Raw genomic sequence first — 22124 nt, forward strand, 5'->3', positions numbered from 1 at the left:
ATTTCCGCCGATGTGGTTCCTCCTCGCCACCTCGCTCCTCGCCCTGTCCTTCCAGCGCCTGCTGGCCCTCGCCTTGCTGCTCGCGACCTGCTGCCTCGCCCTCTACGACGGGGTTCTCGCTCCGCCTGCCGTCGCCGCCCTGGCTGCACTGGGCGTCCTCGCCCTGTTACGCCGGCGCCTGGCGGTACGCCGCGCCTGGGCCGTGGGCCTGGAACTGCTGCTGGTCGCCGGCGCGGTGGGCCTGTTCCTGCACCTGCTACCCGGCTTCGCCAACCCCAGGGTGCTGGACAAGGCGGTGGTCGGCCCGCAGAGCCTGCCGCTCACCATGTATTTCAACTTCGACAAGGCACTGGTGCCGTTCCTGCTGCTGGCCTGCCTGCCGAGCCTGTTCCGCGACGAAGCCCGCGCTCCCGGCCGCCCCTGGCACTGGCTGCTGCTCGTGGCGGCGGTGCCGGCGCTGCTTCTGCTGGCTGTCGGCGTCGGCCTGCTGCGGCCGGAACTCCACGCGCCGGCCTGGCTCTGGCAGTTCGTCCTGGCCAACCTGTTCTTCGTTTCCCTCGCCGAGGAAGCGCTGTTCCGCGGCTACCTGCAGCAACGCCTGGGCCAATGGCTGGGTCCCTGGCCCGCCCTGGCGCTGGCCTCGGCGCTGTTCGGCCTGGCGCACTTCGCCGGCGGCCCGCTGCTGATGCTGTTCGCCGGCCTCGCCGGGCTGATCTACGGGTTGGCCTGGCTATGGAGCGGGCGCCTGTGGGTAGCGACGCTGTTCCACTTCGGCCTCAACCTGACGCACCTGCTGCTGTTCACCTATCCCCTCTACAGTCCCGCCTGATGCTCGCGACCTTCGCCCGTCCGGACATCCACCAGCGCCATCCGGCCGAAATAAGCGCAAGCGCCCCACGGCCCGCGGTGCGGGGCGTTTTTTTTAATGGCGGCCACGGGCATACTAGGCCGGTCCAATTCCCAGGTGCCCGCCACCCCATGCTCCGCCTCCTTCCTCTCCTGCTCTCCCTCGCCTGCCTCGCTCCGGCCTTCGCCGACGAGCGCGCCGACACCCAACGCCAGCTGGAACAGACGCAGAAGGACATCGGCGAGCTGAAGAAGCTGCTGGACGGCATCCAGCAGGAAAAGAGCGGCGTGCAGAAGCAGCTGAAGTCCACCGAGACCGAGATGGGTGACCTGGAAAAGCAGATCAGGGCCCTGCAGGACGAGCTGGACAAGAGCGAAGCCGAGCTGAAACGGCTGGATGGGGAGAAAAAAAAACTCCAGGACGCGCGCATTGAGCAACAGCGCCTCCTCGCCATCCAGGCCCGCGCGGCCTACCAGAGCGGACGCGAGGAATACCTGAAGCTGCTGCTGAACCAGGAACACCCGGAAAAGTTCAGCCGCACCCTCACCTACTACGACTACATCAACAAGGCCCGCCTCGAACAGCTCGCCAGCTTCAACGAAACCCTCCGCCAGCTGGCCAACGTCGAGCAGGACATCTCTGCGCAGAAAGCCGAACAGCTGAGCAAGCAGGGCGAGCTGGACAGCCGCCGCGAGGCGCTGGCGGCGACCCGCAAGGAGCGCCAGCAGGCCCTGGCCAAGCTGAACAGCGACTACCGCGAGCGCGACCAGAAGCTCAGGTCCCGCCAGCAGGACCAGGCCGAGCTGGCCAAGGTGCTGCGAACCATCGAGGAAACCCTCGCCCGCCAGGCCCGCGAAGCCGCCGCCGCGGCGGAGCACGAGCGCCAGCGCGCGCTGGCCGCCGAACGCGAGCGGGCGCGCCAGCAGCAGGCCGCCCCCGGGCGCGTCACCAGCCCACCGCGCGAACCCGCGCCGGGCCCGCTGGTCTCAAGCACTGGCGCGGTCTATGGCGGCGCCTTCGGCTCGGCCCGCGGCAAGTTGCCGTGGCCGGTGAATGGCCGCGTCGTGGCGCGCTTCGGCAGCCAGCGCGGCGACGATCCGCGGGCGAAATGGGACGGCGTACTGATTTCGGCGAGCGCCGGCAGCACCGTCCGCGCCGTGCATGGCGGACGCGTGGTGTTCGCCGACTGGTTGCGCGGAGCCGGCCTGTTGGTCATTCTCGACCACGGTGGCGGCTACCTCAGCCTTTATGGCCATAATCAGAGCCTGCTGAAAGACGCCGGCGACACCGTGAAGGCCGGCGACCCGATCGCCACCGTTGGAACCAGCGGCGGCCAGAGCAGTCCGGCCGTGTACTTCGCCATTCGCCATCAGGGCCGCCCGGCGGACCCTACCACCTGGTGCCGCGCGCAGGGATAGGCGCCGAACTCGTGATTAGGAGTTGAACATGCTGCATTGCTTCCGTCCCACCACCCTGGCGCTGGCCCTGCTGCTCGGCGCGGGCGCGGCCCAGGCTGCCGACGCCCCGGCCGACGCCGCGCCACTGGCCAACGGTAGCAGTGCCCCGCTGCCCCTCGACGAGCTGCGCACCTTCGCCGAGGTCCTCGACCGGGTGAAGGCCGCCTACGTCGAGCCGGTGGACGACAAGACCCTGCTGGAGAACGCCATCAAGGGCATGCTCAGCAACCTCGACCCGCACTCCGCCTACCTAGGCCCGGAGGATTTCGCCGAGCTGCAGGAAAGCACCAGCGGCGAGTTCGGCGGCCTGGGCATCGAGGTCGGCAGCGAAGACGGCTTCATCAAGGTGGTCTCGCCGATCGACGACACCCCGGCGGCCCGCGCCGGCATCCAGCCCGGCGACCTTATCGTGCAGATCGACGGCAAGCCGACCAAGGGCCAGTCGATGACCGAGGCGGTCGACAGCATGCGCGGCAAGGCCGGCTCGCCGATCACCCTGACCATCGTCCGCGACGGCGGCCGGCCGTTCGATGTCGAGCTCAAGCGCGCCATCATCAAGGTCAAGAGCGTCAAGAGCCAGGTCCTCGAACCCGGCTACGCCTACCTGCGCATCACCCAGTTCCAGGTCAACACCGGCGAGGAAGTGGTCAAGGCGTTGAACCAGTTGCGCAAGGACAACAAGGGCCGCCTCAAGGGCCTGGTCCTGGACCTGCGCAACAACCCCGGCGGCGTCCTGCAATCCGCCGTGGAAGTGGCAGACGCCTTCCTCACCAAGGGCCTGATCGTCTATACCAAGGGCCGCATCGCCAACTCCGAGCTGCGCTTCAGCGCCGACCCGGCCGACCCCAGCGACAAGGTGCCGCTGGTGGTGCTGATCAACGGCGGCAGCGCCTCGGCGGCGGAAATCGTCGCCGGAGCCCTGCAGGACCAGAAACGCGCGATCCTGATGGGCACCGACAGCTTCGGTAAGGGCTCGGTGCAGACCGTGCTGCCGCTGAACAACGACCGCGCCCTGAAGCTCACCACCGCGCTCTACTACACCCCCAACGGGCGCTCCATCCAGGCCCAGGGCATCGTCCCGGACATCGAGGTCGGACGCGCCAAGGTGACCCAGGAGCAGAGCAGCTTCGAGGGCTTCAAGGAAGCCGACCTGCAGGGCCACCTGGCCAACGGCAACGGCGGCGCCGACCGACCGACCGGCAAGCGCGCGGCGCCCGCCGCCCGCCCGCAGGACTCCGACTACCAGCTCGGCCAGGCCCTGAGCCTGCTGAAGGGGCTGAGCGTCACTCGCGGCAACTGATGTCGAGGTTCCGTGTCGCCCTGCTGGGCCTGTGCCTGCTGCTCTCCAGCCAGGCCCAGGCCCGCCAGGAGTCCGCCCCCTACCAGCGCCCGCCGCTGTTGACCGTGGTCATCGACGACCTCGGGCAGAACCTGGCGCGCGACCGCCGGGTCCTCGACCTGCCCTCCGGCGTAACCCTGGCGATCATCCCGGAAACCCCGCACGCCGCCGAACTGGCGCGCGAAGCGCACCAGCGCGGGCGCACGGTGATCCTGCACATGCCGATGGACCCGGCCGGCGGCCCTTACGCCTGGCGCCCGGAACTGACCCAGGAGGAGCGCGCCCGCAGGCTCGACGCGGCCCTGGCCAAGGTGCCGTTCGTGCAGGGCCTGAACAACCATGAAGGCAGCCGCATGACCGCGGTGCGCCCGGCGATGGCCTGGCTCGCCGAGGAACTGCAACGACGCGGCCTGTACCTGGTCGACAGCCGCACCAGCGCCGCCACCGTGGCCGCCAGCGAGGCGCAGCGGATCGGCCTGGCGAGCGTCTCGCGCGATGTGTTCCTCGACAACGAAGCCACTCCGGAAGCGGTCTCCGCACAACTGCAGGCCGGCGTCGCCCTGGCCCGCAGGCAGGGTTCGGCGCTGCTCATCGGCCACCCGCACAAGGCCACCCTCGACGTGCTGGCGCGGGAGCTGCCGAAGCTGCGCGCCCAGGGCATCGAGCTGGTACCGCCGCAGATGCTCATCGGCGAACGCGGCAACCGCAACGTCAACCCGCGCCAGGCGCCACACTGAAGCTGGTTTACCGGCGTCGCGGCAGCGGTTAAGGTGACGTCCTCGTCATTCCTGCACGGACGCACCGATGGCCCGCACTTCCCCTCCCATGCCTCTGCTCGCCGCCGCCCTGCTGGCCGTTGGCGCGATTCCCCTCGGTTTCATCTGGATCCTGACCAGTGCCAAGTTCGAGATAGGCGGCGCCAGCCCCGGTGAGAGCAGCGTCGGCAAGGTCGAGAACATCGACCAGCGCGCCATGGAGCAATTCTGCACCGGCGTGCGGGCGACGCCCGCCGGCACCTGGCTGGTGGGCCGGCGCGAGATCGGCCGCGACGAGCAGGCACTGCCCGCGGGCGTCATCGACCTGGACCTGGTGGCGGCCGCCCAGCCCAGGGAAGAAGAATCCGAACCCCACCTCTTCAACTTCCTCAACGGCATGCTGCTATCCGGCGGCGATCCGGAGACCACCTATGTCTCGCGCCTGGGTGCCGACGGCGTGTTCCACGAAGTGGCGCGGCTCGGCGAGACCGCCTGCCTGGAAGTCACGCCGGACGGTTCCAGCGTCTTCCTGCTCACCGGCCTGCGGAGCCCGGCCAAGGACAACGGTCAGCGCGAGCAGACAGTGGTGCTGCGCAGCGACGACCAGGGCAAGAGCTGGCGCCGGCTCGAGCAAGGCTTCATGGCCGAGGCGAATCGACTGGGCTGGGCTCTCGCGCCGCGTTTCCACGGCAAGGACGAAGTCTGGGTCTGGGGTGATTTCGAATACGGCGGTGCCGATGGCGGCCGGGAACCCGGCCAGCCGAGCGGGCTGTTCTATTCGCCCGACCGCGGCGCCAGCGTCGAGTCGATCGCCACCTCCGCGCCGCTGCTGGTAGACCTCGCCTACGCCCGCGAGTTGGCGCCGAACGGCGTCAACTGGGGCGACTACAACGGCAAGCACGGGCAGATCAAGGCGCACGTCGCGCAACTGGACGCGCAGCGTGCCGCGATCTGGGTAAGCCAGACTTTCCTCTATGGCCCACCCGAGGGGCGCTACCTGACCACCCCGGTATTGGTCACCACCCAGGCCGAACTGCGCCGCGAGGGCGGACGCTGGCAGATGGGCGCGATCCGGCGCACCGACGGCGTGGCCGTCGAGCGCCTGGAACAGAACGCGGACGGTCGGGTGATCGCGGTGCTCGACCGCCCGGACGAATCGCGCTCGCTGATCGCCGAGCTTGATCGCGACGCGCTCGAATGGAAGATCACCGGCAAGCTGCCCAGCCCGTTCTGGCCCTTGCCGTCCAGTTCCGGGCTACGCGAGTTCTACGCAGGCAGGAATGTGCTGCTGGCCAACACCATGAGCCACTACGAAGTGCCGCTGTGGCTGTATCCCGACGAGGAGCCGGCGAGCGTCTCCGCCGACGCGGTGTACTACTCGGACGACTGGGGTGCGTCCTGGCGCCGCCTGGACATCGCCGGCTACCTCGGCGTGCTCGGCTTCGACGGGACGCACGACCGGGTGTTCTGGGCCCGCGGCAACTGGTACGACAGCCGCGACCTCGGCGTCCAAGCCTACGACCTGGACTGAGCGCCCCCCGCCACACCGGCGGAGGGGCGCCCGCCAGGCTCAGAGGTAGTTGGCGACGGCTTCGTCGACGAAGCCTTCCTGGCGCATCTGCTCCAGGGCCTTCTGCAGGCGCTCCACCACCTCGTCCGGGGTGTCCTTGTTCAACGCCAGGTAGAGCTTGGCCTCGTTGAAACGCAGCACCGTCTGCAGGCCGGACACGCCTTCCTGCTTGGCCAGGTAGCGACCGACCGGATCGGTGGTGGCCCACAGGTCGATCTGCCCGCCGGTAAGCTTCTTCACGTTCTCCTGGTCGCGCAGGGCGTTGATCACCGGGATGCCCTGGGCTTCCAGGTGCTGGCTGACCGCGTCGTTCTTGTAGGCGCCGAGCTTGTAGCGGGCGGCGTCCTTGAGATTCTTCACGGCGATCTTGCTGCCAGCCGGCGCCAGCAACACCCAACTGGTGTCGGCCAGCGGACCGACCCACTTGAACTGCGGCACCCGCTCGGGGTGTAGGTCATGGAGAACAGCCCGTAGCCGGGCTTGTCCAGGGTCAACCGGTACAGGCGGTCCCAGGGGAAGCGCAGGCTCAGGGAATAGCCGATGCCGGCACGCCTGAACATCTCCCGGACGATGTCGGCACTGATGCCGTCGATGCCGTCGTCGCGGGCGAAGTTCTTGTCGTCCACCGCCATGTTGAAGGGCGGGAAGTTCTCGGTCAGCAGCACCACCTTGTAGTCGGCGGGCAATTCGGCACGGGCCGCGGAGGCCCCCAGCAACACCCCCAGGATAAGGGTCTGGATCAGGACTTTCAGCATGGTCACACCGCTCGCTTGGTTATCGTTATTGGCTAGCGGCATCCCTGCGTCGGGACGAAATACCCAGCTCGTCGGCCTTCCTTGGCATTGCCGGCGAAGCCGGCAAAGGCGTTTCCCCGGCCGGCTCCCCAGGCGGCCGACCGGAGCGAATCAGAGGTAGCTGTTGAGGATGTCCTCGACGAAGCCTTCCTTGCGCATCTCGTCCAGGGCTGCCTGGAGCTTCTGCACCACGTCGTCGGGAGTCTCGCGGTTGAGCGCCAGGTACAACTGGTCGCTGTTGAAGCGCAGCACCGTCTTCAGGCCGGTCACGCCTTCCTGCTTGGCCAGGTAGCGCCCGGCGGGATCGCCGCTGGCCCAGAGATCGATCTGGCCCTTGACCAGCTTCTGCGCGTTTTCCTGGTCGCGTAGCGCCAGGTCGGCCTCGAAACCGTTCTTGCCGAGGAACTCGGCGATGGCGTCGCCCTTGTAGGCGCCGATCCGGTATTTCTTCGCCTCGTCCAGGCTGCCCAGGGTGATCGGGCTGTCGCCCTTGGCCAGCAGCACCCAGTCGTCCGGGCCGATCGGACCGACCCACTTGAACTTGTCCTCGCGCTCGGCCAGGCGGGCGGTGACGAACACCCCGTAGCCGGGCTTCTCCAGCGCCAGCTTGTAGATGCGGTCCCAGGGGAAGCGGAGGGTCAGGCTGTACTTGATGCCGGCACGCTTGAACATCTCGCGGACGATATCCACGGCGATGCCGTCGATGTTGTCTTCCTGGGCGAAGTTCTTGCCGTTGATCGCCATGTTGTACGGCGGGAAGTTCTCCGTGAGCAGCACCATGCTGTAGTCGGGATCGGTTTCGGCGCGCGCGCCGCCGGCCAGCAGCAGGGTTGCGAGCAGCGCGAAGAGCAGGCGTCTTTTCATTGTTCTCATCCTGTCGGGAGCCTGGAGCGAGGCAGGATAACCAGCGCCGCGCCGCCAGGCCAGCCTTTTGCCAGCATCGCCGGCGGGCCTCAGTAGCGCTCGCGGATCTGCTTCAGCAAGCCTTCGCTGCGCAGCGCGTCGACCGCCGTCTGCAACTTCTGCACCAGCTCGTCCGGGGTTTCCCTGTTCAGCGCCAGGAACAGCTCGGCGGTGTGGAAACGCTGGACCACCTTCACCTCCTTGAGGCCCTCGCGCTGAGCGACGTAGCGCCCGCTCGGATCGGCGGTGACCCAGAGATCGATCTGCCCGCTGGCCAGCTTGTCGACGTTCTCGTTGTCGCGCAGCGCCAGCTGCACCTGCAGGCCGCGATCGACCAGATGCTGGCTGATGGCGTCGTTCTTGTAGCCGCCGATGCGATAGCGCGCGGCGTCTTCCAGGCTGTTCAGGTGGATCGTGCTGTCGCCACGGGCCATCAGTACCCAGTCGTTGACCGCCAGCGGGCCGACCCACTTGAACTTGTCCTCGCGCTCCGGCGTGCGGGCGGTGGAGAACACGCCATAGCCGGGCTCGCTCAGCGCCTGCTGGTAGACCCGGTCCCAGGGGAAACGCAGGATCAGCTGGCACTCGATCTGCGCGCGCTCGCAGGCGGCGCGCACGGTATCGGTGCTGATGCCACTGATGCCATCGTCCTTGGCGTAGTTGCCGCCGTTCACCGCCATGTTGAACGGCACCAGGTTCTCGGTCAGCAGGACCAGGGTTTCGGCGCGCGCCAGGGCGCTAGCGCAAAGCAGGGCCAGGCTGCCGACGCAGCCGAGAGCCAGACGGAAGATGGACATGGAGGACTCCCTGTCGGTCGCAATGTTTGTCGTTATGGCAGGGCATCGGCGCTCTAGCGGCACCTGATGCGGGGGGCGTGACTGTACCTGAAAGAAAGCCGCGCGAGTGTCGACTCGCGCTCAGGAATGGCTAGCCGATCATCGGCCCTGTGCGCCGCGGCGCAGCGCGCCTCAGCGCACCACGATACCGCGGCTGGCCAGGTAGGCCTTGGCTTCGGGCACCGTGTACTCGCCGAAGTGGAAGATGCTCGCCGCGAGCACCGCGTCGGCCTTGCCCTCGAGGATGCCGGCGGCCAGGTGCTCCAGGTTGCCGACGCCGCCGGAGGCGATCACCGGCACGTTCACCGCCTCGCTGATGGCGCGGGTCACGCCGAGGTCGTAGCCGCTCTTTACGCCGTCCTGGTCCATGCTGGTCAGGAGGATCTCGCCGGCGCCCAGGTCTTCCATCTTCTTCGCCCAGAGCACCGCGTCCAGCCCGGTGGGCTTGCGCCCGCCATGGGTGAAGATTTCCCAGCGCGGCGCCTCGCCCGGCGCGGAAACCTTCTTCGCATCGATGGCGACGACTATGCACTGCGAGCCGAAGCGCTCGGCGGCCTCGCCGACGAACTCCGGGTTGAACACCGCGGCGGTGTTGATCGAGACCTTGTCCGCGCCGGCGTTGAGCAGGTTGCGGATGTCCTGCACGCTACGCACGCCGCCACCGACGGTCAGCGGGATGAACACCTGGCTGGCCATGCGTTCGACGGTATGCAGGGTGGTGTCGCGCCCGTCGACGCTGGCGGTGATGTCGAGGAAGGTGATCTCGTCGGCGCCCTGCTCGTCGTAGCGCCGGGCGATCTCCACCGGGTCGCCGGCGTCGCGGATGTTCTCGAACTTGACGCCCTTGACCACGCGGCCGTTGTCCACGTCGAGGCAGGGGATGATGCGTTTTGCCAGTGCCATACGGGTCGCCTCAGGCCTTGAAGTTGTCGCACAGCGCCTGGGCTTCGGCCACGTCCAGGGTGCCTTCGTAGATCGCCCGGCCGGTGATGGCGCCGATGATCCCCGGGGTGCCGGCATCCAGCAGCTTCTGGATGTCGCCGAGGTTGTGGATGCCGCCGGAGGCGATCACCGGGATCCGCGTGGCGTTGGCCAGCGCCGCGGTGGCCTCGACGTTGCAGCCCTGCATCATGCCGTCCTTGGAGATATCCGTGTAGACGATGGCGGATACCCCGTCGGCCTCGAAGCGGCGCGCCAGGTCGATCACCTGGACTTCGCTGACTTCGGCCCAGCCGTCGGTGGCGACGAAACCGTCCTTGGCGTCCAGGCCGACGATGACCTTGCCCGGGAAGGCGCGGCAGGCCTCGCCGACGAACTCGGGCTGCTTGACCGCCTTGGTGCCGATGATGACGTAGCTGACGCCGGCGCGGACATAGTGCTCGATGGTCTCCAGCGAGCGGATGCCGCCGCCGATCTGGATCGGCAGGTCCGGGTAGCGACGGGCGATGGCGGTGACCACCTCGCCGTTGACCGGCTTGCCTTCGAAGGCGCCGTTCAGGTCCACCAGGTGCAGGCGACGGCAACCGCCATCGACCCATTTGGCGGCCATCGCCACCGGATCGTCGGAGAAGACCGTGGCGTCTTCCATCAGGCCCTGGCGCAGGCGCACGCAGGCGCCGTCTTTCAAGTCGATCGCGGGAATGATCAGCATCGGTGAACCCTGTTCAAGTCTCTGTTCGGTGGACGGACGCGCGGAAACTCAGCTCTTTTCCAGCGCCCAGACGTCGCTCTCGATGCTTTCGAACCGTTCCTTCAGGTACGACTGCACGTCGAGGATCGCCTTGTTGTAGAAGTGCGGGGCGAACTCGCGGGCGAAGAAGTCGAGCAGCTCCTCGGCCTCGAAGGAGCCCAGCTCCAGTTCGAAGCGGTCCTCCATGAAGCGCTTGATCGCCAGCACCGCGTCCTGGGTCTGCGCGGCGTCCAGCTGGAGGATCGGCGTCTTGCTCTTCGCCCTGGCCATGGCCTACCAGCGCCCGTCCCAGGCCACGAAGTTCTGCAGCAGTTGCAGGCCGTGGGCATGGCTCTTTTCCGGGTGGAACTGCACGGCGAAACGCGAGCCCTCGGCCAGCGCGGCGGCGAAATCGACGCCGTAGTGCCCATGCCCCACCACCTGGCGCGGATTGCCGGCCTCGATGTAGTAGCTGTGCACGAAGTAGAAGCGCGCCTGGTCGGGAATCTCGTGCCACAGCGGGTGTTCCACCGCCTGGCTCACCTGGTTCCAGCCCATGTGCGGCACCTTCAGGTGCTCGCCGGCTTCGCGCAGGTCCTTGCCGAAGAAACGCACCTGGCCGGGGAACAGACCGATGCAGTCGACCCCGTCGTTCTCCTCGCTGCGCTCCAGCAATGCCTGCATGCCGACGCAGATGCCGAGGAACGGGCGGTCCTGGCTGACCTCGCGGACCAGGGCGTCAAAGCCCAGGCGGCGGATCTCGGCCATGCAATCGCGGATCGCGCCGACCCCGGGGAACACCACCCGGTCGGCCTCGCGGATCACCGCCGCGTCGCTGCTCACCAGCACCCGGCCGGCGCCGACGTGCTCGAGCGCCTTGGCCACCGAGTGCAGGTTGCCCATGCCGTAGTCGATCACGGCTACCGTCTGCATCACAGGCACCCTTTGGTCGACGGCATCTGCCCGGCCATCCGCTCGTCCAGCTCGATGGCCATGCGCAGCGCGCGGCCGAAGGCCTTGAACACGGTCTCGATCTGGTGGTGGGTGTTGTGCCCACGCAGGTTGTCGATGTGCAGGGTCACCTGGGCGTGGTTGACGAAGCCCTGGAAGAATTCCATGAACAGGTCGACGTCGAAGCCGCCGACGCTGGCGCGGGTGAACGGCACGTGCATCTGCAGGCCGGGACGCCCGGAGAAGTCGATGACCACCCGCGACAGCGCTTCGTCGAGCGGGACGTAGGCGTGGCCGTAGCGGCGGATGCCCTTCTTGTCGCCGATGGCCTTGGCGAAGGCCTGGCCGAGGGTGATGCCGATGTCCTCGACGGTGTGGTGATCGTCGATATGCAGGTCGCCCTTGCACTCGATGTCCAGGTCGATCAGGCCGTGGCGGGCGATCTGGTCCATCATGTGGTCGAGGAAGGGAACCCCGGTGTCGAACCGGGCCTTGCCGGTCCCATCCAGGTCGATGGAAACCTTGATCTGGGTCTCCAGGGTGTCGCGCGCGACGGATGCCTTGCGTTCGGCCATCACCAGCTCCACAGCTAACACTGCACGTAATTATAAGAGGGCCAGCATTATAGGCAGGCCCGGGCGGGCGCTGCCAGCCGCGACCGTCGGCGCGAATCGCCCCACGGGCGGTGGGCCAGGCCTTACACTGCGCAGCCTTTCATCCCGCCGAGGACAGCCGCATGCCCGTGATCGTCGAAACCCTCGCCCAGGCCAGCGTCCAGGATCGCCTGGACCTGGCGAAGATCTATGCCGACGCGCCGCACTGGCTGTTCGCCCCGCATGCCGACGCCGCCGCGCTGGTCGAAGCCGGGCTGGCCGCCGGCGAGCTGATCGCCGGCCGCTTCAACGACCGCCTGCTCGGCGCCGCCCTGCTGCGCCGCGATGCCGACGCCTGGCGCCTGTCGCATCTCTGCGTGCGCGGCATCACCCGCGGCCGCGGGGTCGGCCGACGCCTCCTCGACGAAGCCCGGCGCCTGGCCGATGAAGCCGGCAAGCCGCTGCGCCTGGCCGCCCCGGACGGCCACCTGGAATCCCGCGCCCTCGCCGCGCGTCACGGGCTGCCGCTGGACAGCCTCTGATATGCTCGGCGGCGGTCCACGCCAAGGAGTTCCGCCATGTCCTTTTCCGCCGCCGAACGCGCCGCCCTGCTCGCCCTCAAGGGTGTCGGCCCGACCGTGCTGCAACGCCTGGAACAGATGGGCCTGGACAGCTTCGCCCGGCTGCGCGACAGCGACGCCGCGAGCATCCTCGCCGGCGGCGCGGCGCTGACCGGCTCCAGTTGCTGGAAGAACAGCCCGCAGGCGCGCGCCGCCATCGACGCGGTCCTGCAGCGCGCGGTCAGCGACGCATGAACGATATCGACGTACTAGTGATCGGTGCCGGAGTCCTCGGCCTGGCCTGCGCCGCGCGCCTGGCCGAAGCCGGCCACGGTGTACTGGTGGCGGAGCGCGAACGCCTGGCCGGCAGCCACACCTCCAGCCGCAACTCCGAAGTCATCCACGCGGGCCTCTATTACCCACCCGGCTCGCTCAAGGCCGAACTCTGCGTCGAGGGCCGCGAACGCCTGTATGCCTGGTGCGCGCGCCACGGCGTCGGCCACCGGCGCATCGGCAAGCTGCTGGTGGCGGTGGAGGACGGCGAGCGGGAAAAGCTCCAGGCCCTGCATGACAATGCCCGTGCCTGCGGGGTCGACGACCTGTCGCCATTGGACGGCGCCGGTCTGCGTGGACTGGAACCGCAGGTCCGTGGCGTAGCCGCGCTGTTCTCGCCGAGCACCGGGATCATCGACAGCCATGCCTTCCTGCAGTCCCTGCAGGCCGCCGCCGAGCGCCGAGGCGCACAGCTGGCGCTGGACACCCGGGTCGACTGCCTGGAGCGTCGCGACGGCGGCTGGCACGCCGAAGGCCGGAGCGTCGGCGAACCCTTCCAGTTGCGCGCGGGCTGGGTGATCAATGCCGGCGGCCTGTTCGCCCAGGAACTGGCGCAACGCACCGAAGGCCTCGACCCAGCCCTGGTGCCCACCCTGCACCTGTGCCGGGGCCGCTACTTCTCCTACAGCGGCCGCTCGCCGTTCCGCCACCTGGTCTACCCGATGCCCGAGGCTCGCACCGCCGGCCTCGGCATCCACGCCACCCTCGACCTCGGCGGCCAGCTGCGCTTCGGTCCCGACGTCGATTACCTCGAGCGGGTCGACTACCGCGTCGACGAATCCCTGCGCCAGCCCTTCGCCCAGGCCATCTCGCGCTATTTCCCCGGCCTCGACCCACGCCGCCTGGTGGCCGGCTACGCCGGTATCCGGCCCAAGCTCGGCGGGCCCGGGGAACCCGCCGCCGACTTCGTCCTCCAAACCCCTGCCGAGCACGGCCTGCCCGGCCTGGTCAACCTGTTCGGCATCGAGTCGCCGGGCCTCACCGCCAGCCTGGCGCTCGCCGAGCGGGTCGCGCGGGCGCTCTGACGCGGTTTTTTCGTTTCGCTTCGAAGGAATCCAGGGTCGGCCTGCGAAAACGCCGTTGTTATACTCGCCCGCACATTCATCGCCGCCAGCACAAAGGATTCGTCCATGAAAGCATTCGGCAAGGTCCTGGGGCTGTTCCTCCTGGGGCTCTTACTGCTCGTCGTGGCCCTGGGCTTCGCCCTGACCCACCTGTTCGATCCCAATGACTACAAGGACGAAATCCGCCAGATCGCCCGCGACAAGGCCAACCTGGAGCTGGACCTGAAGGGCGACATCGGCTGGAGCCTGTTCCCCTGGCTGGGCCTGGAGCTGCACGACACCAGCATCGCCAGCGTCGCCACGCCGACCAAGCCGTTCGCCGACCTGCAGATGCTCGGCCTGTCGGTGCGGGTCCTGCCGCTGCTGCGCAAGGATGTGCAGATGAGCGCGATCCGCGTCGAAGGCCTGAGCCTGGACCTGGTCCGCGACAAGCAGGGCAAGGGCAACTGGGAAAACATCGGCAAGCCGGCCCAGCCCCAGGCCCCGGCCGCTCGTGCCGCCACCCCGCCGGCAACGGACGGCAAGGGCGCCCAGGCGCAAGCACCGGAGCAGGCGCCGCAGAAAGACAGCCCGCGCACGCCGATCAAGCTCGACATCGACAGCCTCAACGTCAACAACGCCCGCGTCACCTATACCGACGAAGCCAGCGGCAAGCAGTACAACGTCGAGGGCATCGAGCTGAGCACCGGCGCGATACGCGAAGGCAGCAGCATTGCGCTGAAGCTCAACGCCTACCTGGGCACCAACCAGCCGGTGATGCGGGCCAAGACCGAACTGACCGGCAACCTGCGCTTCGACACCGCGCTCAAGCGCTACCAATTGGAAGACGCCAGGCTCTCCGGCGAGGCCTCGGGCGAGCCGCTGCAGGGCAAGACCGTCACCTTCTCCGCCCAGGGCCAGCTGCTGCTCGACCAGTCGGCGCAGATCGCCGAGTGGAACGGCCTGAAACTGAGCGTCAACCAGTTGCGCGCACTCGGCGAACTCAAGGCCCGCGAGCTGGACAAGGACGCCAAGTTCAGCGGCGGCCTGTCGATCGCGCAGATGAACCTGCGCGAGTTCCTCGCCGGCATCGGCGTGATCCTGCCGGCCATGGCCGACGCCAATACCCTCGGCAAGTTCGAGCTGAATACCCGCCTGGCCGGTAGCCGCAACAGCCTGAATCTCGAAGACCTCAAGCTGGGCCTGGACGAGAGCACCTTCAGCGGCCGCTTCGGAATCACCGACTTCGCCAGGCAATCGCTGCGCGCCCAGCTCAAGGCCGACAGGCTCGACCTGGATCGCTACCTGCCGGCCAAGGCCAGGCAGGCCCAGGATGCCGCCAGCGCCACGCGCAAGGCGGAAGTCGACGCCACCGTGGCCAGTGCCGCCCAGGGCAACACGCCGCTACCGGAGAAACCGACCAGGCAGGCCTGGAGCGACGCGCCGCTGCTGCCCATGGCGACCCTGCGCAAGCTCGACCTGGACGTTGCGCTGAACGTCGGCCGGCTGACCATCGAGAAACTGCCGATCGACGACGCCAGCCTGAAACTGCGCGGCCAGGGCGGCGTGATCAGCCTCGACGACATGCGCGGCGGGCTGTACAACGGCCGCTTCAACGCCAAGGCCAACCTCGACGTACGCCAGGACAGCGCCGTGCTGACCGCCACCAAGCACATCGCCAACGTGCCGGTGGAGCGCCTGCTCGAAGCCCAGGGCAAGAAGCCGCCGGTGAAGGGACTGCTCGACCTCGACGCCGACATCCGCACCAGCGGCAACAGCGAGAAGTCCTGGATCGACCATCTCAACGGCAGCGCGCGTTTCAGCCTGATCAACGGCGTACTGCCCGACGCCAACCTGGAGCAGCAGCTCTGCCAGGGCATCGCTACCCTCAACCGCAAGGCTCTCGCCGGTAGCCACGGCGGCAAGGACACGCCTTTCCGCGAGCTCAAGGGCAGCCTGAACTTCACCAACGGCGTGGCCAGCAACCCTGACCTGAAGGCGGCCATTCCAGGCCTGGCGGTGAGCGGCCACGGCGATATCGACCTGCGCGTGCTGGGCATGGACTATCGCATCGGCGTGGAGATCCAGGGCGACAAGAGCGACATGCCAGACCCGGCCTGCCAGGTCAACCAGCGCTACGCCGGCATCGAATGGCCGCTGCTCTGCCGCGGCCCGCTGGAACTCGGCGCCAAGGCCTGCCGCCTGGACAGGGAAGGCCTGGGCAAGGTCGCCGCGAAACTGGCCGGCAATCGCCTCAACGAAAAACTCGAAGAGAAGCTCGGCGACAAGATCAGTCCCGAGCTGAAAGACGCACTCAAAGGGCTGTTCAACCGCAAATGACACCTGAAGGCTTCAACGGCGCGGTCCTCGACTGGTACGACCGCCACGGTCGCAAGGACCTGCCCTGGCAGCAGGACATCACCCCCTACCGGGTGTGGGTCTCGGAGATCATGCTGCAACAGACCCAGGTCAGCACCGTGCTCGGCTACTTCGACCGCTTCATGGAGGCCCTGCCCGACGTCCAGGCGCTGGCCGCGGCGGCCGAGGACGAAGTCCTGCACCTGTGGACCGGGCTCGGCTACTACAGCCGTGCGCGCAACCTGCACAAGACCGCGCGGATCGTGGTCGAGCGGCATGCCGGGGAATTTCCCCGCGACGTCGAGCAGCTCGCCGAGCTGCCCGGCATCGGCCGCTCCACCGCCGGCGCCATCGCCAGCCTGTCGATGGGCCTGCGCGCGCCGATCCTCGACGGCAACGTCAAGCGCGTGCTGGCGCGCTACCTGGCGCAGGACGGCTATCCCGGCGAGCCGAAGGTGGCCCGGGCGCTGTGGGAGGCCGCCGAGCGCTTCACCCCGCACGCCCGGGTCAACCACTACACCCAGGCGATGATGGACCTCGGCGCCACTCTCTGTACGCGCAGCAAGCCCAGTTGCCTGCTTTGCCCGCTGCTGGCCGGCTGCCGCGCGCACCTGCTCGGCCGCGAGACCGACTACCCGCAGCCCAAGCCGCGCAAGGCCCTGCCGCAGAAACGCACGCTGATGCCGATCCTGGCCAATCGCGAGGGCGCCATCCTGCTCTACCGGCGGCCGTCCAGCGGACTCTGGGGCGGGCTCTGGAGCCTGCCCGAGCTGGACGACCTCGACGACCTCGCGCCACTCGCCGCCCGGCATTCGCTGGCCCTTGGCGAGCGCCGCGAACTGAGCGGCCTGACCCATACCTTCAGTCATTTCCAACTGGCCATCGAGCCCTGGCTGGTGGCGGTGGAAGCCGCTCCGCCCGCCGTGGCCGAGGCCGACTGGCTCTGGTATAACCTCGCCACCCCGCCGCGCCTGGGCCTCGCCGCTCCGGTGAAGAAGCTGCTCAAGCGCGCAGAACAGGAACTCGGACGCGGCACAGCCGCGTGAATGCCGGGCCCGCGGCCCGGCGGCAACTGCAGGAGAACGACCATGAGCCGCACCGTGATGTGCCGCAAGTACCACGAAGAGCTGCCCGGCCTCGACCGCCCGCCGTATCCGGGCGCCAAGGGCGAGGACATCTACAACAATGTGTCGCGCAAGGCCTGGGACGAGTGGCAGAAGCACCAGACCATGCTGATCAACGAGCGTCGCCTGAACATGATGAACGCCGAGGATCGCAAGTTCCTCCAGCAGGAGATGGACAAGTTCCTCTCCGGCGAGGACTACGCCAAGGCCGACGGCTACGTGCCGCCATCCGCCTGACCCCCACCCCGCCCGACGGAGGCCGCCATGACCCCATCCCTCTCTGGCCCGCCTCCGATCCGCACCGCGCTGATCGGCTACGGCTTCGCCGGCAAGACCTTCCACGCCCCGCTGATCCGCGCGGTGCCTGCGCTGCGCCTGGAGCGCGTGGTCTCGCGCGACGCCGGGCGGGTGCACGCCGACCTGCCCGAAACCCGGGTCAGCGCCGATCCGGATGAAGCCATCGAGGCCGTCGACATCGACCTGGTGGTCATCGCCACGCCCAACGCCACCCACGCCGACCTCGCCGAACGGGCCTTGCGCGCCGGCAAGCACGTGGTGGTGGACAAGCCGTTCACCGTCACCCTGGCCGAAGCCCGGCGCCTCGCCGACCTCGCCCGCGAGCGGCCTGGGCAGGTGCTCTCGGTGTTCCAGAACCGCCGCTTCGACAGCGACTTCCTCGCCGTGGAGGCCGCCCTGCAGGCCGGCAGCATCGGCCCGGTACGCTACTTCGAATCGGCCATCGAGCGCTTCCGCCCGCAGGTCCGCGACCGCTGGCGCGAACACGACCTGCCCGGCTCCGGGCTGTGGTTCGACCTCGGCCCGCACCTGCTCGACCAGGCGCTGTGCCTGTTCGGCGTACCGCAGCGGGTGCACGGCCACCTGCGCCGGCTGCGCGAGGGCGCGCTGACCGACGACTGGTTCGAGGTCCTGCTCGACTATCCGCACTGCCAGGTGGCGCTGCGCGCCAGCATGCTCGCCGCCAATCCGGCGCCACGCTTCAATGTGCACGGCGACCACGGCAGCCTGCTCAAGGCCGGCGCCGACATCCAGGAAGCGCAGTTGCTCCAGGGCCTGTGCCCCGGCTCCGCCGGCTGGGGCCGCGATCCCGACCTGCTGCAGCACATCGACGGCCAGGGCCTGCGCCAGTCGCTGGTCACCCCGGCCGGCGACCAGAGCCGCTACTACCAGGCGCTGGCCGCCGCCATCCGCGGCCAGTCGGACAACCCGGTGTCGGCGGAACAGGCCTGCGCGCTGATGGCCCTGCTGGAGTTGGCACGACGCTCCGCCGAGGAAGGCCGGGGCCTGCCGGTGGAACTGCGCGACGAGGAACGCCAGGCCTGGAACTGAGGCCCGGCAGTCCGGCGGAAACCGCGCGGGGATCGTAAGGCGTTAAAAAACAAAAAAAATTTCTTCGCCGGTGTTGACACTGCCGCGCTAAACCCGTTTAATTGCGCCCCGTTGCCCAGGTAGCTCAGTTGGTAGAGCAGGGGATTGAAAATCCCCGTGTCGGCGGTTCGATTCCGTCCCTGGGCACCATGAATACGACGAAAAGGCTCACCTCCGGGTGGGCCTTTTTGCTTTCCGCCGTTCGCCTAGACGTGCTGCCCGCCGTTGACGTGGATTTCCGCGCCGTTCACGTAGGACGCGCCGCTGGTGCAGAGGAAGTAGATCAGCGAGGCGATCTCCTCCGGCCGGCCGAGGCGGTGCAGCGGGATGCTGCGCTCGACGATCTCCTCGGTGCCCGGCGAGAGGATCGAGGTGTCGATCTCCCCCGGCGCGATGGCGTTCACCCGCACCCCATGCGGGCCGAAGTCGTGGGCCATCTCGCGGGTCAGCGCGGACAACGCCGCCTTGGAAGTGGCGTAGGCCACCCCGGCGAACGGATGCACCTTCGAGCCGGCGATGGAGGTCACGTTGATCACCGTTCCCTGCGCCGCCTTCAGCTCGGCGAACAGGCCGCGCGCCAGCAGCGCGGTGGAGAACAGGTTGACGTTGAACACCCGCAGCCAGGTGGCGTAGTCGGTCTCCAGCACGCCGAGGCGTTCGCCGCCTTCGCCCTTGGGCGAGATGCCGGCGTTGTCCACCAGCGCGTGCAGCCGGCCGTCGCCGAGCTTGTCGCGGATCAATTCCAGGCTGGCCTCGACGCCGGGAATGTCCTCCAGGTCCAGGTGGATGTGGTTCTCCTCGCCGTCCGCCCAGGGACATTCGCTGGCCCAGCTCTGCCGCGACGCGGTGAACACCCGCCAGCCCGCGGCGTTGAAGTACTTCACCGTGGCATGCCCGATACCGCGGCTCGCCCCGGTCAGCAACAGGGTCTTTCTCTCCGCCATACACCCTCCGTGAAGACCTGCAGGAATGAACGCGATTCGCACAGCCTACAAGGAATGACGAATCGCCGCGGCGGATCTTTCGCCCATCCCGGCGAACGGCCGAGCGCGAGCCAGGCGGTGCCGATAGACTAGGCGGACCTTGCCCGGACACCCGACCGATGCTGAAGAGAAGCTTCAACTCCCTGCTCACCACCTGGCTCGCCGGCCTGCTGCTGATGCTCCCGCTGGTACTCACCGTAGCCTTGCTGGCCTGGGTGGTCAGCCTGCTGAACCGCTTCGTCGGTCCTTCCAGCCTGATCGGCCGCGGCTTCGCCGCCATCGGCCAGCCGCTCGCCGGCGATTCGCCACTGGCCTACCTGCTCGGTACCGCGCTGCTGCTGGTAGCCATCTACCTGCTCGGCCTCGGCGTGCAGCTCGGCCTGAAGCGACCGCTGGCCCACCTCTTCGACCTGACCCTGCGGCGCACCCCGCTGATCGGCAACCTGTACAACCTGGCCGACCGCTTCGTCGGCCTACTGGACAAGAAGCAGGACGCCGACATCGCCGCGATGAGCCCGGTGTGGTGTTTCTTCGGCGGCGACGGCGCCGCCGTGCTGGCGCTGATGCCCAACCCCGAAGCGGTGGAGCTGGACGGCCGCGCGCACTACGCGATCCTGGTGCCGACCGCGCCGATCCCGGTGGGCGGCGGCCTGCTCTACGTTCCTGTGGAATGGGTGAAACCGGCACAGATCGGCATGGACACCTTCACCAGCATCTACGTGTCGATGGGCATCACCCCGCCGCCGCCACTGGCCGCGGCCAAGGTCCTGGGCGGAGCGGACGGGGAAGAGCCAGCGGCGCGCACCTAGGCCGCGCGACGCGCCCGCGAACGGGGCAGCCCGCAACGTCCGGGCTCCGCTTCAGGTCAGGCTTCCCTGGGAGTTTCCGACGAAAGCCGACAGTTTTGTTCCTACGCGACAGCGCACTGCAGCGATGCGACAAGATGCCGCCAACCCCGCTCCAGAGGCACGTCGCCTGCTTGGCTCCGGTTGAAACGCTGTGCTAGCTTGCCTTCGCCAGGAAGGCCCTTCCAATCCGAATAACAAGAGGAAAATCCATGGCCGAGGCCACCCCCGCACTGGAAATCCGTAACCTGCACAAGCGCTACGGCGACCTCGAAGTGCTCAAGGGCATCTCCCTCACCGCCCGCGACGGCGACGTGATCTCCATCCTCGGATCGTCCGGCTCGGGCAAGTCCACCTTCCTGCGCTGCATCAACCTGCTGGAGAACCCGCACCAGGGCCAGATCCTGGTCTCCGGCGAAGAGCTGCGCCTGAAGAAGAGCAAGAACGGCGACCTGGTCGCCGCCGACAGCCAGCAGATCAACCGGCTGCGCAGCGAGCTCGGTTTCGTCTTCCAGAATTTCAACCTGTGGCCGCACATGAGCATCCTCGACAACGTGATCGAGGCGCCGCGCCGCGTGCTGGGCAAGAGCAAGGCCGAGGCGATCGAGATCGCCGAGGGCCTGCTGACCAAGGTCGGCATCGCCGACAAGCGCCACAGCTATCCGGCGCAGCTTTCCGGCGGCCAGCAGCAGCGCGCGGCCATCGCCCGGACCCTGGCCATGCAGCCCAAGGTGATCCTGTTCGACGAGCCCACCTCGGCGCTCGACCCGGAAATGGTACAGGAAGTGCTTAACGTGATCCGTGCGCTCGCCGAAGAGGGCCGGACCATGCTGCTGGTCACCCACGAAATGAGCTTCGCCCGCCAGGTTTCCAGCGAGGTGGTATTCCTCCACCAGGGCCTGGTAGAAGAGCAGGGAACGCCGCAACAGGTTTTCGAAAACCCCCAGTCGGCGCGCTGCAAACAGTTCATGTCCAGCCACCGCTAACGGAGCAACACCGCATGAAGAACTATAAGAAGATCCTGCTGGCCGCCGCTGCAACCCTGGCCTTCGCCCTCGACGCCAGCGCCGCCGACAAGCTGCGCATCGGCACCGAAGGCGCCTACCCGCCCTTCAACGGCATCGACGCCAGCGGCCAGGCGGTCGGCTTCGACCTCGACATCGGCAAGGCGCTGTGCGCCAAGATGAAGACCGAGTGCGAGGTGGTGACCTCCGACTGGGACGGCATCATCCCGGCGCTGAACGCCAAGAAGTTCGACTTCATCGTCGCGTCCATGTCGATCACCGACGAGCGCAAGCAGGCGGTCGATTTCACCGATCCCTACTACACCAACAAGCTGCAGTTCGTCGCGCCGAAGAGCGTCGACTTCAAGACCGACAAGGACTCCCTGAAGGGCAAGGTGATCGGCGCCCAGCGCGCCACCATCGCCGGCACCTGGCTGGAAGACAACATGGCCGACGTGGTCACCATCAAGCTCTACGACACCCAGGAGAACGCCTACCTCGACCTCTCCTCGGGGCGCCTGGACGGCGTGCTGGCCGACAAGTTCGTGCAGTACGACTGGCTGAAGAGCGACGCCGGCAAGGAGTTCGAGTTCAAGGGCGAACCGGTGTTCGACAACGACAAGATCGGCATCGCCGTGCGCAAGGGCGACCCGCTGCGCGAGAAGCTCAACGCCGCGCTGAAGGAAATCGTCGCCGACGGTACCTACAAGAAGATCAACGACAAGTACTTCCCCTTCAGCATCTATTGATGCCAAGCCAGGCCAGCGCCGGGCG

Annotated in this window: 23 protein-coding genes, 1 tRNA gene and 1 pseudogene; 16 read left to right on the plus strand and 9 right to left on the minus strand. The window is 68.0% G+C overall.

Features of this window, described 5'->3' with window-relative positions; genetic code table 11:
* The first annotated feature begins 10 nt into the window (after window positions 1–10).
* From B7D75_RS26580 to B7D75_RS26600, 5 genes are all read left to right on the plus strand, one after another.
* A complete protein-coding gene (locus B7D75_RS26580; protein ID WP_107114575.1) occupies window positions 11–829 on the plus strand; it encodes a CPBP family intramembrane glutamic endopeptidase in 819 nt (272 codons plus the stop codon).
* A 149-nt stretch (window positions 830–978) separates the two neighbouring features.
* Window positions 979–2265, plus strand: coding sequence for a murein hydrolase activator EnvC family protein (locus tag B7D75_RS26585; protein WP_107114576.1), 1287 nt, complete (start codon window positions 979–981; stop codon window positions 2263–2265).
* A gap of 28 nt (window positions 2266–2293) precedes the next feature.
* Entirely contained in the window at window positions 2294–3604 is a 1311-nt protein-coding gene (gene cptA, locus B7D75_RS26590; protein WP_034079725.1) for a proteolytic complex protein CptA, read from the plus strand.
* On the plus strand, window positions 3604–4380 hold the full coding sequence (locus B7D75_RS26595) for a divergent polysaccharide deacetylase family protein (protein ID WP_012077783.1): 777 nt from the start codon (window positions 3604–3606) through the stop codon (window positions 4378–4380). The genes cptA and B7D75_RS26595 overlap by 1 nt, the downstream gene beginning before the upstream one ends.
* Before the next feature lie 67 nt (window positions 4381–4447).
* Window positions 4448–5929 (plus strand): hypothetical protein, encoded by a 1482-nt coding sequence (locus B7D75_RS26600; protein ID WP_034079726.1) that lies wholly within the window; start codon window positions 4448–4450, stop codon window positions 5927–5929.
* A 39-nt stretch (window positions 5930–5968) separates the two neighbouring features.
* Here the strand turns inward: B7D75_RS26600 and B7D75_RS26605 are convergent.
* The 8 genes and pseudogenes from B7D75_RS26605 to hisB all read right to left on the minus strand — a co-directional run bounded on the left by B7D75_RS26605 (window position 5969) and on the right by hisB (window position 11696).
* Window positions 5969–6723 (minus strand): annotated as a pseudogene (locus tag B7D75_RS26605) (substrate-binding periplasmic protein).
* Between the two features lie 150 nt (window positions 6724–6873).
* Complete coding sequence (locus B7D75_RS26610; protein ID WP_034079727.1) at window positions 6874–7626, minus strand: substrate-binding periplasmic protein; 753 nt, start codon at window positions 7624–7626, stop codon at window positions 6874–6876.
* Window positions 7627–7715: 89 nt separating this feature from the next.
* On the minus strand, window positions 7716–8462 hold the full coding sequence (locus B7D75_RS26615) for a substrate-binding periplasmic protein (protein ID WP_003150583.1): 747 nt from the start codon (window positions 8460–8462) through the stop codon (window positions 7716–7718).
* Between the two features lie 171 nt (window positions 8463–8633).
* Window positions 8634–9404, minus strand: coding sequence for an imidazole glycerol phosphate synthase subunit HisF (gene hisF, locus B7D75_RS26620; RefSeq protein ID WP_012077786.1), 771 nt, complete (start codon window positions 9402–9404; stop codon window positions 8634–8636).
* A gap of 10 nt (window positions 9405–9414) precedes the next feature.
* Window positions 9415–10152, minus strand: a complete 738-nt coding sequence (gene hisA, locus B7D75_RS26625; protein ID WP_043100324.1) for a 1-(5-phosphoribosyl)-5-[(5-phosphoribosylamino)methylideneamino]imidazole-4-carboxamide isomerase — start codon at window positions 10150–10152, stop codon at window positions 9415–9417.
* A gap of 48 nt (window positions 10153–10200) precedes the next feature.
* The gene (locus B7D75_RS26630; RefSeq protein ID WP_003150581.1) at window positions 10201–10461 is read right to left on the minus strand and encodes a DUF2164 domain-containing protein; all 261 of its coding nucleotides are present in this window, start codon (window positions 10459–10461) and stop codon (window positions 10201–10203) included.
* A 3-nt stretch (window positions 10462–10464) separates the two neighbouring features.
* Entirely contained in the window at window positions 10465–11103 is a 639-nt protein-coding gene (hisH, locus tag B7D75_RS26635) for an imidazole glycerol phosphate synthase subunit HisH (protein ID WP_012077787.1), read from the minus strand.
* Window positions 11103–11696, minus strand: a complete 594-nt coding sequence (hisB, locus tag B7D75_RS26640) for an imidazoleglycerol-phosphate dehydratase HisB (RefSeq protein ID WP_003096088.1) — start codon at window positions 11694–11696, stop codon at window positions 11103–11105. Before hisB ends, hisH begins: the two co-directional genes overlap by 1 nt.
* Window positions 11697–11857: 161 nt before the next feature.
* Between hisB and B7D75_RS26645 the strand changes: the two genes are divergently transcribed.
* From B7D75_RS26645 to B7D75_RS26680, 8 genes are all read left to right on the plus strand, one after another.
* Window positions 11858–12256 carry an acetyl-CoA sensor PanZ family protein gene (locus tag B7D75_RS26645; RefSeq protein WP_034079729.1) on the plus strand — a complete coding sequence of 133 codons (399 nt, stop codon included), beginning with the start codon at window positions 11858–11860 and terminating at the stop codon, window positions 12254–12256.
* 36 nt (window positions 12257–12292) lie between these two features.
* On the plus strand, window positions 12293–12529 hold the full coding sequence (locus B7D75_RS26650) for a hypothetical protein (RefSeq protein ID WP_012077789.1): 237 nt from the start codon (window positions 12293–12295) through the stop codon (window positions 12527–12529).
* Window positions 12526–13632, plus strand: a complete 1107-nt coding sequence (locus B7D75_RS26655) for an NAD(P)/FAD-dependent oxidoreductase (RefSeq protein ID WP_107114577.1) — start codon at window positions 12526–12528, stop codon at window positions 13630–13632. Before B7D75_RS26650 ends, B7D75_RS26655 begins: the two co-directional genes overlap by 4 nt.
* Before the next feature lie 105 nt (window positions 13633–13737).
* Window positions 13738–15990 (plus strand): AsmA family protein, encoded by a 2253-nt coding sequence (locus B7D75_RS26660; protein WP_107114578.1) that lies wholly within the window; start codon window positions 13738–13740, stop codon window positions 15988–15990.
* Window positions 15987–17054, plus strand: a complete 1068-nt coding sequence (gene mutY, locus B7D75_RS26665) for an A/G-specific adenine glycosylase (RefSeq protein WP_003152859.1) — start codon at window positions 15987–15989, stop codon at window positions 17052–17054. The genes B7D75_RS26660 and mutY overlap by 4 nt, the downstream gene beginning before the upstream one ends.
* 42 nt (window positions 17055–17096) lie before the next feature.
* Window positions 17097–17369, plus strand: a complete 273-nt coding sequence (locus B7D75_RS26670) for an oxidative damage protection protein (protein ID WP_003096100.1) — start codon at window positions 17097–17099, stop codon at window positions 17367–17369.
* Between the two features lie 27 nt (window positions 17370–17396).
* A complete protein-coding gene (locus tag B7D75_RS26675) occupies window positions 17397–18479 on the plus strand; it encodes an oxidoreductase (protein ID WP_107114579.1) in 1083 nt (360 codons plus the stop codon).
* 113 nt (window positions 18480–18592) lie between these two features.
* Window positions 18593–18668 (plus strand) — tRNA-Phe (locus tag B7D75_RS26680).
* Between the two features lie 56 nt (window positions 18669–18724).
* Here B7D75_RS26680 and B7D75_RS26685 read toward each other — a convergent pair.
* Window positions 18725–19462 carry an SDR family NAD(P)-dependent oxidoreductase gene (locus B7D75_RS26685; RefSeq protein ID WP_003152844.1) on the minus strand — a complete coding sequence of 246 codons (738 nt, stop codon included), beginning with the start codon at window positions 19460–19462 and terminating at the stop codon, window positions 18725–18727.
* A 158-nt stretch (window positions 19463–19620) separates the two neighbouring features.
* Between B7D75_RS26685 and B7D75_RS26690 the strand changes: the two genes are divergently transcribed.
* The 3 genes from B7D75_RS26690 to B7D75_RS26700 all read left to right on the plus strand — a co-directional run bounded on the left by B7D75_RS26690 (window position 19621) and on the right by B7D75_RS26700 (window position 22099).
* A complete protein-coding gene (locus B7D75_RS26690; RefSeq protein WP_043099537.1) occupies window positions 19621–20310 on the plus strand; it encodes a DUF502 domain-containing protein in 690 nt (229 codons plus the stop codon).
* A 248-nt stretch (window positions 20311–20558) separates the two neighbouring features.
* Window positions 20559–21332 (plus strand): ABC transporter ATP-binding protein, encoded by a 774-nt coding sequence (locus B7D75_RS26695; protein WP_053814744.1) that lies wholly within the window; start codon window positions 20559–20561, stop codon window positions 21330–21332.
* A gap of 14 nt (window positions 21333–21346) precedes the next feature.
* Window positions 21347–22099 carry an ABC transporter substrate-binding protein gene (locus tag B7D75_RS26700; protein WP_003096156.1) on the plus strand — a complete coding sequence of 251 codons (753 nt, stop codon included), beginning with the start codon at window positions 21347–21349 and terminating at the stop codon, window positions 22097–22099.
* Window positions 22100–22124 lie beyond the last annotated feature (25 nt).

The organism is Pseudomonas paraeruginosa, from assembly GCF_003025345.2.
GTDB classification, from domain to species: Bacteria; Pseudomonadota; Gammaproteobacteria; order Pseudomonadales; family Pseudomonadaceae; genus Pseudomonas; species Pseudomonas paraeruginosa.